At 64.7% G+C, this 14,982-nt stretch carries 12 protein-coding genes and 1 pseudogene; 7 read left to right on the top strand and 6 right to left on the bottom strand.

Annotated features, from left to right (window positions below):
- Window positions 1-38: 38 nt before the first annotated feature.
- The gene (locus ACT3TS_RS04240; protein ID WP_444530244.1) at window positions 39-1,337 is read right to left on the bottom strand and encodes a D-alanyl-D-alanine carboxypeptidase family protein; all 1,299 of its coding nucleotides are present in this window, start codon (window positions 1,335-1,337) and stop codon (window positions 39-41) included.
- A 227-nt stretch (window positions 1,338-1,564) separates the two neighbouring features.
- On the opposite strand from ACT3TS_RS04240, the gene ACT3TS_RS04235 reads away from it, so the two are divergent.
- Window positions 1,565-2,659 carry a hypothetical protein gene (locus tag ACT3TS_RS04235; protein ID WP_444530243.1) on the top strand — a complete coding sequence of 365 codons (1,095 nt, stop codon included), beginning with the start codon at window positions 1,565-1,567 and terminating at the stop codon, window positions 2,657-2,659.
- A 143-nt stretch (window positions 2,660-2,802) separates the two neighbouring features.
- Window positions 2,803-3,624 (top strand): universal stress protein, encoded by an 822-nt coding sequence (locus ACT3TS_RS04230; protein ID WP_444530242.1) that lies wholly within the window; start codon window positions 2,803-2,805, stop codon window positions 3,622-3,624.
- 19 nt (window positions 3,625-3,643) lie between these two features.
- Here ACT3TS_RS04230 and ACT3TS_RS04225 read toward each other — a convergent pair whose 3' ends face one another.
- The gene (locus ACT3TS_RS04225) at window positions 3,644-5,038 is read right to left on the bottom strand and encodes an FAD-dependent oxidoreductase (RefSeq protein WP_444530241.1); all 1,395 of its coding nucleotides are present in this window, start codon (window positions 5,036-5,038) and stop codon (window positions 3,644-3,646) included.
- Between the two features lie 29 nt (window positions 5,039-5,067).
- Window positions 5,068-6,054 carry an EamA family transporter RarD gene (gene rarD / locus ACT3TS_RS04220; protein ID WP_444530240.1) on the bottom strand — a complete coding sequence of 329 codons (987 nt, stop codon included), beginning with the start codon at window positions 6,052-6,054 and terminating at the stop codon, window positions 5,068-5,070.
- A gap of 327 nt (window positions 6,055-6,381) precedes the next feature.
- On the opposite strand from rarD, the gene ACT3TS_RS04215 reads away from it, so the two are divergent.
- From ACT3TS_RS04215 to ACT3TS_RS04205, 3 genes are all read left to right on the top strand, one after another.
- Window positions 6,382-7,797: an FAD-dependent oxidoreductase gene (locus ACT3TS_RS04215; protein ID WP_444530239.1), complete on the top strand. Its 1,416-nt coding sequence runs from the start codon at window positions 6,382-6,384 to the stop codon at window positions 7,795-7,797.
- A 128-nt stretch (window positions 7,798-7,925) separates the two neighbouring features.
- Entirely contained in the window at window positions 7,926-9,434 is a 1,509-nt protein-coding gene (locus tag ACT3TS_RS04210; RefSeq protein WP_444530238.1) for an amino acid permease, read from the top strand.
- Window positions 9,435-9,525: 91 nt separating this feature from the next.
- Window positions 9,526-10,314, top strand: coding sequence for an oxygenase MpaB family protein (locus tag ACT3TS_RS04205; protein ID WP_444530237.1), 789 nt, complete (start codon window positions 9,526-9,528; stop codon window positions 10,312-10,314).
- A 35-nt stretch (window positions 10,315-10,349) separates the two neighbouring features.
- Here ACT3TS_RS04205 and ACT3TS_RS04200 read toward each other — a convergent pair whose 3' ends face one another.
- Window positions 10,350-10,985 carry a DUF2461 domain-containing protein gene (locus ACT3TS_RS04200; RefSeq protein WP_444530236.1) on the bottom strand — a complete coding sequence of 212 codons (636 nt, stop codon included), beginning with the start codon at window positions 10,983-10,985 and terminating at the stop codon, window positions 10,350-10,352.
- Between the two features lie 150 nt (window positions 10,986-11,135).
- Here ACT3TS_RS04200 and ACT3TS_RS04195 point away from each other — a divergent pair, with 150 nt between their 5' ends.
- Together ACT3TS_RS04195 and ACT3TS_RS04190 are read left to right on the top strand one after the other, a co-directional pair.
- Window positions 11,136-11,558, top strand: coding sequence for a Fur family transcriptional regulator (locus ACT3TS_RS04195; RefSeq protein WP_444530235.1), 423 nt, complete (start codon window positions 11,136-11,138; stop codon window positions 11,556-11,558).
- A 64-nt stretch (window positions 11,559-11,622) separates the two neighbouring features.
- The gene (locus ACT3TS_RS04190; protein ID WP_444530234.1) at window positions 11,623-13,122 is read left to right on the top strand and encodes a catalase; all 1,500 of its coding nucleotides are present in this window, start codon (window positions 11,623-11,625) and stop codon (window positions 13,120-13,122) included.
- A gap of 89 nt (window positions 13,123-13,211) precedes the next feature.
- On the opposite strand, the gene ACT3TS_RS04185 is transcribed toward ACT3TS_RS04190, so the two are convergent.
- Both ACT3TS_RS04185 and ACT3TS_RS04180 read right to left on the bottom strand, forming a co-directional pair.
- Entirely contained in the window at window positions 13,212-14,495 is a 1,284-nt protein-coding gene (locus tag ACT3TS_RS04185) for an ankyrin repeat domain-containing protein (RefSeq protein ID WP_444530233.1), read from the bottom strand.
- 306 nt (window positions 14,496-14,801) lie between these two features.
- Window positions 14,802-14,982 (bottom strand): annotated as a pseudogene (locus ACT3TS_RS04180) (MinD/ParA family ATP-binding protein); the annotation flags it as partial.

Below are 14,982 nucleotides of genomic sequence, written 5' to 3'. Positions count from 1 at the left end.
TGGGCTTTTGGCTCACCGGGGTGCCGCTTTTGTTTTGGTCAATACGACGGTGCCGGGGTGAGTCCGAAGTATTGCTCCAGTGTTTGGAAGCCGCGGTTGTGCATGTTGGTGGCGGTCCGGACGCCAATGTAGCGCAGGTGCCAGGGCTCGTACGTGTAGCCGGTGGTCCAGTCATTGCCCCACGTGTAGCGGATGATGAAGCCGTACCGCCAGGCGTGGTTCCTGGCGAACTGACCGGCTGGCGTGTTTTCGAAGCACGCCTGGAGGGAGCAAGCCCCATTTGGGTTGCCGACGTCCATGACAAGGCCGGTTTGGTGTTCGCTAAAGCCCGGACGTGCGGAGATGGTGTCTGCCACGACCCGCCCATACTGCGACACGTAGTAGTTGTAGAGGCCGGCCTGGGTGTCGTAGGAGCGGAAACCACTGACCATGGTGAGCGGCGCGCCCGCCGCGGATGCGCCGGAGACCAGCTGCGCCATGTGCGTGGCGGCCTCGCTGCGCATGAGTTGGGAACCGGCCCAGACCAAGTCAGGCGGCGTTTGGTTGATGGGTGCATTGGGGCTGCGCTTGTTGACCACCACGCCGGTGCTGGAGGGATACGGATTGACGCTGACACCGGCACTTGTGGGCCACGTGATGGTGCCGCCTTGGAAGTATTGGACGCAGCTTGGCGGCGCCCCGCCGCAGCGCTCGTCACTGACGGGATAGGCCAGCGGGCTGCGTTCGTAGCCCATCTGGACCCATTTTGCGCCGATGCCGCCGTGGACCGGGTACGAACCCGTGGATGGCTGCCAGTAGACGTAGCCGCCCTGGTATTTTTGCACGCAGCCCCCGTTGACGAGCGTGCAGTTTTCACCGCTGATCGGGTAGCCAAGGGGGCCCCGCTCGGCGCCGGTCCGGTCCCACGTGGCCCCGATCCCGCCCGCGACCGGGTTGGCACCCGCGCCGGGCTGCCAATAGATGCGCCCGCCCTGGAATGTCTGCACGCAGCCGGCGTTGACGAGGGTGCAGTTTTCGTCCGTTTTGGGAAAGCCGAGGAAGCCGCGTTCCCAATTGAAGGATGCCCACCGCCCGGCGATGGCGCCCGTGGCGATGTGCGCCCCGGTGCCCGCGGACCAATAGATGCTGCCGTTCCGGTACGCGCGGTAGCAGCCCCCTTGCGGCAGCGAGCAGCGCAGTGGGGTGATGGCGTAGCCAAGGTGCGGGTTCGCCGCATATTTCGCGGCGATGGAGCCATTGTCAGGCGTGGCCGCTGCGGCTGCGCCGGGCGCCGCCAGTGCGGTTCCGGCCATGACGAACACGGCCATCGCCGCAAGCGCCAATCGTTTCGTTTTCATGGGTGGACCGCCCTGTCCTTTGCCAGCTGATTTTTTGACCTTAAGCCGATTCCGCCGGCAGGACAAGGGGCCGGATCCAAATACCCGCAACTTGGAGCACGACGGCGGCGCCCCGTCCGGGCTTGTGGCCCACCGGGGCGCAGCCCCACGTCATGCGGGCACGCGCGGCGCCGGGTGGGTAAGCTGGGCAGGAGCATTCTCCATTACTTACGGCACATCGGGGTGGCATGGCTGCGAGACAGTTTGATGAACGTTATCCGGCCATGTTCCAGCCCGGTGGGGACGGGGCGGATGTGTCCGCCGCGACAGTTGCCGAAATCAGCGCAGCGGCCGTGGTCCCCTCGAAAGAATCCGGGCCGCACGCCCGGGAACCGGAAATCGTGGTGGAGCCCGTGCCCGAACGCCCCGGCCCCGTGCCCGAACGCCCAGGCCCCGAGTTGACGCCAACACCCCAAGAAATTCCGACGCCTGCAGCCGGCGCTTCCGCCGAGTGGCCGGCGTGGCGCTGGCCGGTCCCCCTGGCCGCCGCCCTCGTGATGCTCGCCGCGGGCGTGTTTTCCCTGACGGTGCAGTATTGGCTGCCGGCGGCCGCCACTGCGGACCCGAGTGCGTCTCAGGGCATCACGCTTCAGCCGTGGGGCGAGCTCATTTCCTCGGCTGCACCCGCACTGCTGGGCACCGGCGTCGGCATTCTTGGTGCGCTGCTGTTCCTCGCTTCCCGCCGGCGTGCGGCCGCGGAGGTGGGGTTCCGTGCCGCGTTCGGCTTGCTGGCGCTCGCCGCGGGGGTGGCCGGCTGGGTGTTCTTGTTTGCGACGTTCTTGTTTCCGGAGGTTATGAATCTGCAGGGCTCCGGCTATGCCGAACGGCAGCAGACGCCCTGGACGTATTTGGTGATGCCCGTGGGAACCTGGCTGTTTGCCGTGGCCGTGCTCATGCTGGCGGCGTTGTGTGTGGTGCCGCGGCGGTGGCGGGCCGGCTCGCCTGATGGCGAAGTGCTGCCTACGGGCGGCCGTCCCTCAGCCCGGCGTGCCCTGGTGCTGGGGGCTGCCACGGCTGCGGCGGGGATGTGTGCCTTGTTCGCGTCCTACCTGTTCCCGCTGGCAACTGGAACCGTCACCGTCCACGCCGCCTCGGGAGATGTCCTCAGCCATTCGGACTGGGCTGTCTTGGCACGGTTCCTTGGCCCGCCCCTGCTGCTCGCGGGACTCGTGGTCCTTGCGTGGGCAGTCCTGAGCCTCGCGCTCACGCCGCGCCGTGCGGCGGGTGCACCGGGGTCGGAAATTGACGGGTCCGGCGTCGGCGGTGTGGACGAAGCGGCCTGAACCAATGCAGGGCGGACGACGGTCCGGACGCGGTTTCAGCCGGCCCTGTTCCGAACCGCCCCGCCGCTGTACAGTCAGTGCTACAAACGCCTCACGGGGCGCAGTGCCGTGCTGCATCCAGGGGTCTGCCGAAGGGTTTGTTCATGAAATATGTAGTGGGATACCGGCCTGATGAGCGAGGCGCGGACGCCGTTGCCCTTGCCGGCGTCATCGCAAAAACCCAGGGTGCCGAGCTGCACCTCGTCAACGTGGTGCACAACGGAAAAACGGCTGCCCCCGGGCTGGAAAAGCAGGCCCTGTCCCTGGTGCCCGGCGGTGTCACGGCGACTTTTTCCACCCGGGTTGCCGACTCGTTTGTGCACGGGCTCAGTGCCGCGGCCAAGGAAGACAATGCCGCGTTGATCGTTGTCGGCGCCGCGAGCAACGGGCTGTTCAAGCGGTTCACCGTGGGCTCGGTGGCGAACGGCCTGCTGCACGCCTCGCCGGTCCCGGTGGCACTGGCCCCGCGCGGCTACAACCGCAGGGATCCGCTCACCCGGCTGACCGTCATGACCGGAATGCGGGAGGGCTGGCAGGCAGTGCTCGACGTCGGAACCGCAGCCGCCGGGAGGCGTCACGTGCCGCTGCGGCTGGTTTCAGTGGTTGAGATCGACCAGCTGGAACAGTCGGACTTTGACCTTGCCAACGCCTTGAGCCCGGCCAAACAGCATGTGAACACGGTGCTGAGCGAGGCCGCCGCCAAACTCCCGGACACCAAGGTCACCGTCACGCTTGCCCACGGCCGCAACATTGAAGAAGCCGTCGACGGGATCGGCTGGAAGTCGGGCGAACTTGTCATCGTCGGCTCCAGCCGCCTGGCCGCGCACCGCAAGATCTTCCTTGGGTCCACAGCCAACAAGATTCTGCGGGCGCTGCCGGTCCCGATGGTCGTGGTGCCGCGCGACTTCCAGGCGCAGGGCATCTAACCCGACGCACGAGTGGTGCTTACTGCTCCAGGAAGGCGTCGCTGAACAGCAGCTGCAGCCCCTCCGCCATGGTGGGGTGGGCGATGACAGCGTCGCGCAGCCGCTGGTAGGGGAGCTTGCCAAGCATCGCCATCTGGACGACGGCGATCACCTCACTGGCTTCATGGCCCAACAAGGACACGCCCAGAATCTGGTCGGTGCCCCGTTCAACAACAGCCTTCCAGATGCCATCCAGCTGGCCCACGGTGCGGGCCCGTGGAATGGCCGAGACAGGCATGGTTGCCATGCGGACGTCGTGGCCGGCGGCCCTGGCCTCCGCCTCGGACAGTCCGACCCGGCCCAGCTCCGGTGTGGTGAAAACACAGTAGGGAATGAGCCGGTCCCTGGTGCTTTGCAGCGTCCCGTCCGGTCCCGCCAACAGGTTGGCCTTCAGGATCCGGTAATCGTTCCACGACGCGTGGGTGAATTGGGGTGTGCCGGCGACATCCCCGGCCGCCCACACGCCCTCTGCCGTGGTGCGCAGGAAGTCATCCACCGTGATCAGGCCCCGGCCTGTCAGCTCGACGCCGGCAGCGTCAAGTGCCAGGCCCTCCGTGACAGGCGTGCGCCCCACCGCCACCAAAATCTCCGCAGCCGTGGCTTGCGTGCCGTCGGAAAGGGACACCGTGACGGTGCCACCGGCGCGGGACACCGATTCGGCCGCAACGCCCAGCCGCACCGAGACGCCGTCGGCCTCCAACGCGGCAGCAACGGCCGCCGACACCCCGGCGTCCTCTCGCGGGAGCAGCACGTCGGCGCGCTGCACCACGGTGACGGACACGCCCATGATGGCGAGCATCGAGGCGAACTCGCAGCCAATGTAGCCGCCGCCCAGGATGACAATGCTGGGCGGAAGTTCGGCCAGGGCCAGGATGGTGGTGCTGGTCAGGGGCTCCGCCGCACGCAGGCCGGGCAGCTCGGGGACCAGCGGCACCATCCCGGTGTTGACCACAACACTGGTGCCGGACAGCGTGCGGCGGGTGCCGCCGTCGTCCGTCACCTCAACGGTGCGAGGCGCGGTGAAGCGGGCCTGGCCAATCACCAAATCCATGCCGGAGCCGAGGAAGGACTTGCGCTGGCCGGCCACCATGGTGCCGACGACGTCCTCCTTGCGGGCACGCAGCAGGTCGATGTCAATGGCGGGGGAGGCGGGGATGGTGATGCCAAATTCAGCGGCGCGGCGGGTGACGGCCAGGAGGCGGGCGCTGTTGACGAGGGTCTTGGTGGGGATGCAGGCGACGTTGATGCAGGTGCCGCCGATCATGCCACGTTCCACCATGGCCACCCGCTGGCCGGCTGTCGCCAGATCCATGGCCAGGGACTTGCCTGCCTTGCCGCCGCCCACTACCAACAGGTCGAAATTCTCGGTTTCCATGGTTGTGCCTTTCCTCGGGAGCGTTAAAGCTAAGCTACGGCAAATTTTCGTATTCGGGATGTGCGGCGGTGGGCCAGGAGCATGTCGGCGATCAAAATGGCCAGGGCCACCCACACAATGGCGAATCCGATCCACCGTTCGTAGCTCATGTGTTCGCCGAGCAAGGTGATGGCCATGATGAACTGGATGAGCGGGGTCATGAACTGCAGCAGCCCAATCCCAGTCATGGACAGCCGGCTTGCGGAGGCGCCAAAGAACAAGAGCGGGACGGCGGTGACAATGCCGGTTGAGGCGAGCAGCCAAAAGTGCCCGGCACCCATCCCTGTCAGTGTCGCCTGGCCCATGGCTGTCACAATAATCATGGCCGCGAGGGCGAGCGGGGTCAGCACGGCGGTTTCAACACTGAGGCTGGTGATGGCGTCGACCTTGCCGCCGACCCGGTTTTTGACAAACCCGTAGCTGCCGAAGCTGAACGCCAGCACCAGCGCGATCCATGGCAGCTTGCCGTAGCTGAAGGTCAGCACCACAACTGCCGCGAAGCCCACGCCCACTGCCGTCCACTGCAGCGGCCGGAGCTTTTCCTTCAGGACGAGGACTCCGATCAGCACGGAAACCAGCGGGTTGATGAAGTAGCCGAGGGAAGCCTCAATGGCGTGGCCGGTGGTCACCGCAAAAACATAGGTCAGCCAATTGACGGCTATCAGCAGGCCGGCAACGCTGAGGGTGCCCATGATGCGCCGGTTCTTGATGGCGGTGCCAATTTTTCCCCAGCCGCGGCTGACGGTGATGATCAAGGCGCAGAAGACCACCGACCAGACCACGCGGTTGGCCACAATTTCAATGCTGTTGGCGGGGACCAGCCACGTGAAGTAAATGGGCATCATGCCCCACAGGCCGTAGGCGCCGACGCCGTACAGGGTCCCCGTCGCGCCACGGGACCGGGCCGGCCTGCCCGCCTTCAGTTGTTTGCGGGGGTCTGGTGTTGTTTGGGGTTCGCTTCGGGTCACAACCCCCATAACAACACTGATGGGCCAGATAATCCATATCCACTTGCAGGTGACTGGCCGCCATTGGACGGTTGGGCAGGCCCGGGGGCCGGGCTCCTGGCCGATGGTGGCCAGTCGTCCCCGAGACGCTGCGGGTCCACGGTAAACTCATCGGCAGCGCACCGGGCCCGTGAGTGGTTGGTCACTTTCATTCGCCGGCCCTTACGGACCCCGCATGTTGGCAATTAGACTACTTAAGTGGTGCTTAATTAGCGCCTCCCTGTGCGACAGTTGATGCAGTGTTCCTGGTCCCTGTTCCCTTGATGTTGCGATTCACAGTTCGGAAGGACTTCTTTCTTGGCTAACTCGAGCGCCACCCGCCCATTCCGCGTCGCCATCATTGGTTGTGGCCCGGCGGGTGTCTACGCGGCAGACATTCTGACGAAGTCCCAGGAAGTCTCCGGCGGCGACGTGCACGTCAGCATCGACATTTTTGAATCCCAGCCGGCCCCCTACGGGCTGATCCGCTACGGTGTGGCACCCGACCACCCCCGGATCAAGGGCATCATGAACGCCCTCCACAAGGTCCTGGATCGCGGGGACATCCGCTTCTTCGGCAATGTCATGTACGGCCGAGACCTGACGCTCGCCGATTTGCGCAGTTTCTATGACGCCGTCATCTTTGCCACGGGTGCCACCAGGGACGCCGATTTGGCCATCCCCGGCGTCGACCTGGACGGCTCCTACGGCGGTGCCGACTTCGTCTCGTGGTACGACGGGCACCCCGACGTTCCCCGCGAATGGCCCCTGCACGCGAAGGAGATCGCCGTCATCGGCAACGGCAACGTGGCCCTGGACGTGGCCCGCGTCCTGTCCAAGCACCCGGACGACATGCTCATCACTGAAATCCCCGACAACGTCTACGCCGGGCTGAAGGAATCACCCGTCACCGACGTGCACATTTTTGGCCGCCGGGGCCCGGCCCAGGTGAAGTTCACCCCGCTGGAATTGCGCGAGCTCTCCCACTCCCGCGACGTGGACATCATCCTCTACGACGAGGACTTCGACTTCGACGAAGCCTCCGACGCGGCCATCAAGAGCAACAACCAGGTCAAGATCATGGTCAACACGCTGACCAATTGGCTGGCGGAAGAACACGACGAAAGCCGGGTTCCGGCGTCGCGCCGCCTGCACCTGCACTTCCTGCACACTCCCGTGGAAATCACGGGCACCGACGGCCGTGTCTCCGGCATCCGGTTTGAGCGCAATGAACTCGACGGCACCGGCAACGTCCGCGGCACGGGCAAATTCATCGACTACCCGGTCCAGGCCGTCTACCGGGCCGTCGGCTACTTTGGCTCGGAACTGTCCGAGGTGGATTTTGACACCCGCCGCGGGGTCATTCCGAACGACGGCGGACGCGTGCTGGGTGCCGACGGCGCCCAGGTGCCCGGCCTGTATGCGACGGGATGGATCAAGCGCGGGCCGGTCGGCTTGATCGGCAGCACCAAGGGCGACGCCCTCGAAACCATTGGCTGCCTCCTCGAAGACCGGCTTGGCCTTCCGGTTGCGGCGCATCCCGGCGAAGCTGAAATCGTGGAGTTGCTGGAATCCCGCGGGATTGAATTCACCACGTGGGAGGGCTGGAACAAGCTCGACGCCCATGAGAAGCACCTGGGCGCCAGTTACGTCCCGGCCCCGGGGTTGGAGATCACCCGCGAGCGTGTGAAGGTTGTGGACCGCGAACAGATGGTCAACATCTCCAAGAAGTAGGCGCCAGTGGGGTTCAGTGCCGCCCGCGAGTCTCACTGAGCGAGACGACGTATTCAAAGTGCATTGATTCTGATAGCGGTTCGCTATTGTAGGTGGGTTCCAAAACACCCGACGATTAAGCGGTTTCCATGAATTTGCTCCGAACTAAATCCATTGAGCGCTCCCTGGCTGATGCCGACGAGCCCGGCCGCGGCCTCAAGCGCACCTTGTCCACCTGGGACCTGATGATCATGGGCGTTGCCGTGGCCGTTGGCGCCGGCATCTTCTCGGTAGGGGCAGAGGCTGCCGCACACCATGCCGGCCCTGCCGTCACCATTTCCTTTGTGCTTGCGGCCGTCACCTGTGCCTTGGCCATCATGTGCTACGCGGAATTTGCCACGGCGATCCCTGTCACGGGCAGCGCCTACGTATTCACCTACGCAACGGTGGGGGAGCTTCTGGCCTGGATCATCGGCTGGAACTTGATTCTGGAACTGCTCATGGCAGCCTCCGTCATTGCCAAGTACTGGGGCATTTACCTCAGCAACTTCTTCGAGGCGGTCAACCTCAACGTCCCGTCCAACTTTGCCGTTGGTCCGTTCACCGTATTCTGGGGGCCGCTGGTGGTTGTGGCGGTCTTCACCTTCATTTTGGTCATGGGCACCAAGCTTGCGGCACGCATCAACAACGTCTTCACCTTGATAAAAATTGGCATCGTGCTGTTTGTCATTGTGGTGGGCTTCTTCTACGTCAAGGCTGAAAACTACCAACCCTTCGTGCCGCCGTCCCAGCCGGCCCCCGTCACCGACACGTCCTGGCAGCTGCAACCGTTCCTGTCGCTGCTCACGGGAGCCGAGCCCGCCATGTACGGCTTTGCCGGACTCATCTCGGGTGCCGCCTTGGTGTTCTTTGCCTTTATTGGTTTCGATGTGGTGGCCACCAGTGCCGAAGAAGTGAAGGATCCGGCAAAAACACTGCCGCGGGGCATCTTCGCCGGACTGGCAGTGGTGACCGTCTTATATATTCTTGTCACGCTGGCAGTGACAGGCATGGTGTCTTATGAGGACCTTGCCGCAGCGGACGCCCCCTCCCTGTCGACGGCATTCTCCCTGGTGGGTGCCGAATGGGCCGTGGTGGTCATCTCGCTGGGCTCCTTGATCGGCCTCACCACCGTCATCATGGTGCTCCTGATGGGTCTGGCCCGCGTCATGATGGCCATGAGCCGCGACGGCCTGCTGCCCCGCGGACTCAGCAAGACCTCCGACCGCCGTGCAACTCCGGCCCGAACCCAGATCCTCAGCGGCGTCCTGGTGGCCGTTCTGGCAGGTTTTACGCCTGTGGAACTGCTGAGCGAAATGATCAACATTGGCACGCTCAGCGCATTTGTCATGGTGAGCATCGGCATTTTGGTGCTCCGACGCAAGCGCCCCGACCTCACACCGGCCTTCCGCGTCCCCTTCGGACCGGTCATTCCCATTCTTTCCACCTTGTTGTGCATCTACCTGATGTTGAACCTGGCCACGCTGACATGGGTGTTTTTCGCCGTCTGGCTCGTGGTGGGGCTGGTGTTTTACTTCAGCTACGGCTATTGGAACTCGCGGCTGCGCCGCGAGCAAGCAGCCGGAATTGTTCAGCCCGGCCCATTGAAGACTAAATAGCCGGCGGGCCCTTTGCGCCTGCCTGCATCCACACAGAAGCCTGTGCCACGCTGGAGGGCATGAATGGATCAGGCGGCCCGGCATGGGCGGAATGAAAAACGTAGCGGGCGGGGAACCCAAGTCACTGGCGGATGTGGCACCGGAAGCGGTGCTGCTGGCAGGGGCGGGCAGGGCCATCCTGCTGCAGCTGGCCAATCCTGCCGTGGGCCACGGGGTGGCGCGGCACTCAAGCTTCGCTGCCGATCCGATGAAGCGCTTCCACGGCACACTGAGCTACATCTACGCACTCAGCAACGGCACGCCGGCGCAACGCAAGAGTGTGCAGCGGCAGGTCCAACGCGCCCATCGACCCGTGAAGTCCGCGGCCGGCGCCCGGTCGCCGGCCTATGACGCAGCCGACCCGGAACTGCAATTATGGGTTGCCGCCACACTGTACGACTCGGCCTGCCAAAGCCATGACGCACTGTTTCCGGCATTGTCGGCGGCCGATGCAGAGTCGGTGTACCAAAGCTATGCGGTGTTGGGGACCGCCCTGGGCATGCCGGCCGAACTCTGGCCCGCATCACGTGCCGATTTTGCCGTGTACTGGGAACGGCAACTGGGACTGCTCAGTGTGGATGCAACCGTCCGGGACGTCGCCACGGAACTGTTGGCAGCCAAACAGGCGCCGGGCTGGGTCAAGGCGCTCATGCCCCTGGCCCGGTATCTGACGGTGGGGATGCTCCCTCCGGCTGTGCGGGAGATGTACGAGTTCAGTTGGTCCCCGCGCAAGGAGCGGCTGCTGCGCGCCTTGTTCGCCGGGACTGCCGTCCTGATGCGGATTACGCCGCGGCGGATGCGTCACGCCCCGATGAAGTACTACCTGAAGCGGCTCGGCTAAGGAGGGCCGCAACCCTTGACGGAGTGGGTTGATGGTTACGGTGCCGCGTAACGAACAACCCAGTCAATCAAAGGCCGCAGCTGTTCCCAGTGCCCCGCTATGTGGGCTTGGGCAGCGGCGGTATTCAGCCAGTCAGGCCGCCCCGGCGCGATGGCGGCGCTGAGCGTCTTGTGTCTGAGAAGCCCAGGGCGCGGGTGCTCCGTCGGGAAGCCCCGCGGCAGGGTTTTCAACGTTTGCCCCGCAATGGCGAAACCGGATTCCGCCAGCCCCTCGATGATGGCCGTCAGCGCCCTGCCGCTGGCGGAGGCGTCCACGGCCGCCCGGTATCTCGACAATTGGGCGGGTGAAGCTGAACGGTAGCCGCCACTGATGAGCAGGCCGTCTGCGCCAAGCTGAAGATAAAACCCCACCCCCTCGTAATTTGAGGCAAACATCCCCTGGGCTGTTTTGTATGGTTCCGTGCCGGCGGCAAACCGCATGTCCCGGTGCGGCCGGAAAATCCTGCCGGGGCCGAAGCTGGGCTCCAGCCCGCGCAGGAGCGCCGTGAGCGGGGCCAGCACGTCGGCGTCGTACTTGTCCTTGTGCTCCAGCCACCACTGCCGGTTGTTGTTGCCCTCAAGAGCGGCATAAAACTCAATTGCTGCCGCGGGAATTCCGGTAAAAGTGTCCATGCAACGAGCCTATGGACGCGGCTGGAACGGCACCAGTGGCACCCGGTCAACTGTGCATGGAGCCCCAGCAAGCCTGGGCTGTGGAGGAATGAACACCCCGCTAACCTCTCCTTACTGGACTCAGTCCAGAAAAGCTGACAGTATTGGGGCATGGTTGAAGAGCGGAACGTTGAGGAGATGTTGCGGGCAGTTTCACTGCGCGTGACACGTCCCCGCGTTGCCGTTCTTGGTGCAGTCAGTGCGGCGCCGCATGCGGACGCCGACACCATTATTGGCGCCGTTCGCACGGAGTTGGGCAGTGTGTCCAAGCAAGCTGTCTACGATGTGTTGGCAGCACTGGTTGAGGCCGGACTGGTGCGCCGCATCGAGCCCTCGGGCTCGCCGGCCCGCTTTGAAACCCGGGTGGGCGACAACCACCATCACGTGGTGTGCCGCAACTGCGGGAACATCGCGGATGTGGACTGTGCCGTGGGTGAAGCGCCCTGCCTGCATGCCTCAAACAGCCATGGGTTTGCCATTGATGAGGCCGAGGTTATTTACTGGGGCACCTGTCCCGACTGCCTGCCTGGCTGATTGCAGCACCAACAGACTTATGAATTGTTTTAACGTCGAACACCACAAGGAGCGATAAATAAAGATGACTATCGAGAACACCTCGCCGCTGACCACGGCCGCAGGCGCCCCAGTTGCCAACAACCAGGACAGCCTCACGGCCGGACCCCGCGGCCCGATGCTGCTGCAGGACGTGTGGTTCCTTGAAAAGCTGGCCCACTTCAGCCGCGAGGTCATCCCCGAGCGCCGCATGCACGCAAAGGGCTCCGGAGCCTTCGGCACGTTCACTGTCACCAATGACATCTCCAAGTACACCAAGGCCAGCATCTTCTCGGAGGTTGGCAAGCAGACGGAAATGTTCGCCCGTTTCTCCACCGTTGCCGGTGAGCGCGGCGCCGCCGACGCCGAGCGCGACATCCGCGGCTTCTCGGTGAAGTTCTACACCGACGAAGGCAACTGGGACCTGGTGGGCAACAACACCCCCGTGTTCTTCTTCCGCGACCCGCTGAAGTTCCCCGACCTGAACCGCGCCGTCAAGCGCGACCCCCGCACCAACATGCGCAGCGCCGAGAACAACTGGGACTTCTGGACCAACCTCCCGGAGTCGCTGCACCAGGTCACGATCGTCATGTCCGACCGCGGCATCCCTGACGGCTACCGCCACATGCACGGCTTCGGCTCACACACTTTCAGCTTGATCAACGATGCCGGCGAGCGTTTCTGGGTCAAGTTCCACCACGTCACGCAGCAGGGCATCAAGAACCTGAGCGACGAAGAAGCCGGGGTGCTCGTTGCCGGCGACCGCGAATCCAGCCAGCGTGACCTCTTCGACTCGATCGAGAACGGCGACTTCCCGAAGTGGAAGCTGATGGTTCAGATCATGCCCGAGGCCGAAGCCGAAACGTACAAGTACCACCCGTTTGACCTCACCAAGGTGTGGTCCAAGAAGGACTACCCGCTGATCGAGGTTGGCGAGTGGGAACTGAACCGCAACGCCGAAAACTACCACGCAGACGTTGAGCAGGCTGCCTTCGCACCAGCCAACGTGGTTCCGGGCATCAGCTTCTCTCCGGACCGCATGCTGCAGGGACGCTTGTTCTCCTACGGCGACGCCCAGCGCTACCGCCTCGGCGTGAACCACCACCAGATCCCTGTCAACGCACCGAAGAACCCCACCGCCAACACGTACCACCGTGACGGCCAGGGCCGCGTTGACGGCAACCAGGGCCGCACCCCCGGCATCGAGCCGAACTCCTACGGCCGCTGGCCCGAGCAGCCGGCGTACGCCGATCCGGCACAGGCCATTGGTGCCGTTGCCGACCGGTTCAACTACCGCGACGACGATGCCAACTACTTTGAGCAGCCCGGCATCCTGTTCCGCGAAAAGATGACGGACGAGCAGCGCCAGGTGCTCTTCGAGAACACGGCGCGCGCCATTGACGGTGCCTCACAGGCCACCATCGAGCGCCACATCCACAACTGCACCCAGGCTGACCCGGCCTACGGTGAAGGTGTCCGTGCGGCCATCGAGGCCCTGCAGGCCGGTAAGATCTCGGACCTGGACGTCAACTCCGATTCCGTCTAGCAAACACGAACTGCCCGGAACCAGCCGCCATGGCTGGTTCCGGGCAGTTCTTCGTTAACGCACGACGGCGGCACCGGCCTTGGGACGGCTCAGCCCAGCAGGTGCTCGCGGCCAAACATTGTTGCTGCGGCACGGGCGGAGGGGGTTCCGGCGTCGAGGTCGGCGCCGGCTGCCACAAGCAGGGCGCAAACAACGTCTTCGCCCTTGAACAAGGCACCGGCCAGCGGGGACTGGTCCCGGCCATTGCGGATGTCCACATTGGCGCCGCGGTCAATGAGCATCGACACGGTTGCCGGCTGGCCCTTGTATGCGGCCAACATCAGCAAGGTGTTGCCGTCGGGGTCCTGGACATCCACGGGGATCCCGTGGTCAAGGAATTCGGCCAGCTCCGCAGTTTTGCCCTCGCGGGCAAGATTCATGGCAAGGCCGAGGGCCTTGGCGGTTTGGTCTTCATTGAGTGGGGCATTGTTGGTCATTTCTCCACAGTAAACGATGGGCCGCAGCTTTTCCGCTGGCAGTCGCCGGTCGGCGGGCAGGTCCAGCCCGCCGGCGGCCACGAAATCAGCCACCTGGTGGGGTTCGTGGCCATGGTGGCGGGCAAAGAGGTGGAGGGTGGCCGGATCCGGCGAGTTCCACTCATCGGTGGCCCACACGGTCACACCCTGAAATGTCGGGCTGGCGTGCAATGACATCTTCTCCATCAGGCCGGCCAGCTCCAGCAACGCCTGCGGCCCGGCACCGTCAAGTGAGGCGGCACGGAAACGGGGAACCGCAGTCCAATGACCACCCCGGAAAGACTCCCCGGGCCTTGGCCCCACGGGTGCAATGTGAAAAGGCCGCTCCGACCAGCCCTCAGGTTCCCAGGACCGATCGGCGCCCGGTGCCGGGTCGCCGGGAAGGGGCCCGGAGGGATGGCACCCGGGAATGGGTTGGGTGTTCGGGCTGGGGGTGGGGTCCGACGGCGTGCCGCCGTTCCAGGCCTGCAGCGCCCCATCCAGTGCGCCGGTGCCCGCTGGTGCCACCCGTTGGTGGGCAGGCAGGCGGAGGGCGGATGCCGCCGTCGTGCTTTCAGGGAAGGCAAAGAAGACGTGCAGGGTGGGCGTGGAGGTTTCGGCCAGCGGTTCGCCGACGGCGTCACCCACGGGCTGCCAATTCAGCGAGATGTAGAGCTGCGCGGCGGTGGCTCCGGCCACAGCGGTGAACGCCCGGCGAAGGTGGGCGTAGCAGTGCAGCAGGTCGGCGGCGGAGCCGGCCTCAAAGGCAAGGGACGGATCATTGAGCCGGAGCACAAAGTGGCCCTCGGTCAGGGGGAACGCCGGGCGCCTGGCACTCCAAAACGTGGAGGAGTACAGGTGCGTGCGAATCGGAGCCAAGGCATTCCCCTCCCAGCGGACGTGCGCAGCATGGCTGCCCTGCCAGCATAGCCGAGGCGGTCGTTTTGCCAGCCTGCCGGCGGGGTTTGAAAAACCGGGTAGTTCCAGTCGCCGGTGAGGATGTGCCCGTGTCGAATCGACCGCGCAGTGGCCGTCGAAACAGCTGTCATTGCTTTCGGCCAGTTCGTTGTCGGGTGGAGCTTGCGCAGCACCGGGCCTCGGAGGCGAAGCCGAGCAGGATCCGCAGCCAATCATCGCCGGCTGCACCCTTGCCCCTCAAACCACGCAGCGCTTGGAATTTCTCCTCTAGGCCCTGTCGGCCAGCAGCTGCACGATCGCGGCGCCCGCACTGGCGAAGACGTGATAGGTGTCGCGGTCGAGGCGGCCGAGGGTCAGTTGGCCGCGCTCAGCGATGTGTGCGTCGTAGGGCACGTCGAAAACACGTGCGACGCCGGACCCTTTGAGGATGCGGTTCAGCCGTTCGAGG

The sequence above is a fragment of the Specibacter sp. AOP5-B1-6 genome, assembly GCF_052376555.1.
In the GTDB taxonomy this organism is placed as follows: domain Bacteria; phylum Actinomycetota; class Actinomycetes; order Actinomycetales; family Micrococcaceae; genus Specibacter.
Note: the sequence above shows the minus strand (reverse complement) of the source record. Positions and strands in the feature narration are given on the sequence as shown.

Coding starts and splice junctions, on each gene's coding strand:
- ACT3TS_RS04225 (WP_444530241.1), bottom strand. CDS start 5,038: ATGGAAACCGAGAATTTCGACCTGTTGGTAGTGGGCGGCGGCAAGGCA.
- ACT3TS_RS04205 (WP_444530237.1), top strand. CDS start 9,526: ATGAAAAACGTAGCGGGCGGGGAACCCAAGTCACTGGCGGATGTGGCA.
- ACT3TS_RS04210 (WP_444530238.1), top strand. CDS start 7,926: ATGAATTTGCTCCGAACTAAATCCATTGAGCGCTCCCTGGCTGATGCC.
- rarD (WP_444530240.1), bottom strand. CDS start 6,054: ATGGGGGTTGTGACCCGAAGCGAACCCCAAACAACACCAGACCCCCGC.
- ACT3TS_RS04230 (WP_444530242.1), top strand. CDS start 2,803: ATGAAATATGTAGTGGGATACCGGCCTGATGAGCGAGGCGCGGACGCC.
- ACT3TS_RS04190 (WP_444530234.1), top strand. CDS start 11,623: ATGACTATCGAGAACACCTCGCCGCTGACCACGGCCGCAGGCGCCCCA.
- ACT3TS_RS04200 (WP_444530236.1), bottom strand. CDS start 10,985: ATGGACACTTTTACCGGAATTCCCGCGGCAGCAATTGAGTTTTATGCC.
- ACT3TS_RS04195 (WP_444530235.1), top strand. CDS start 11,136: ATGGTTGAAGAGCGGAACGTTGAGGAGATGTTGCGGGCAGTTTCACTG.
- ACT3TS_RS04240 (WP_444530244.1), bottom strand. CDS start 1,337: ATGAAAACGAAACGATTGGCGCTTGCGGCGATGGCCGTGTTCGTCATG.
- ACT3TS_RS04235 (WP_444530243.1), top strand. CDS start 1,565: ATGGCTGCGAGACAGTTTGATGAACGTTATCCGGCCATGTTCCAGCCC.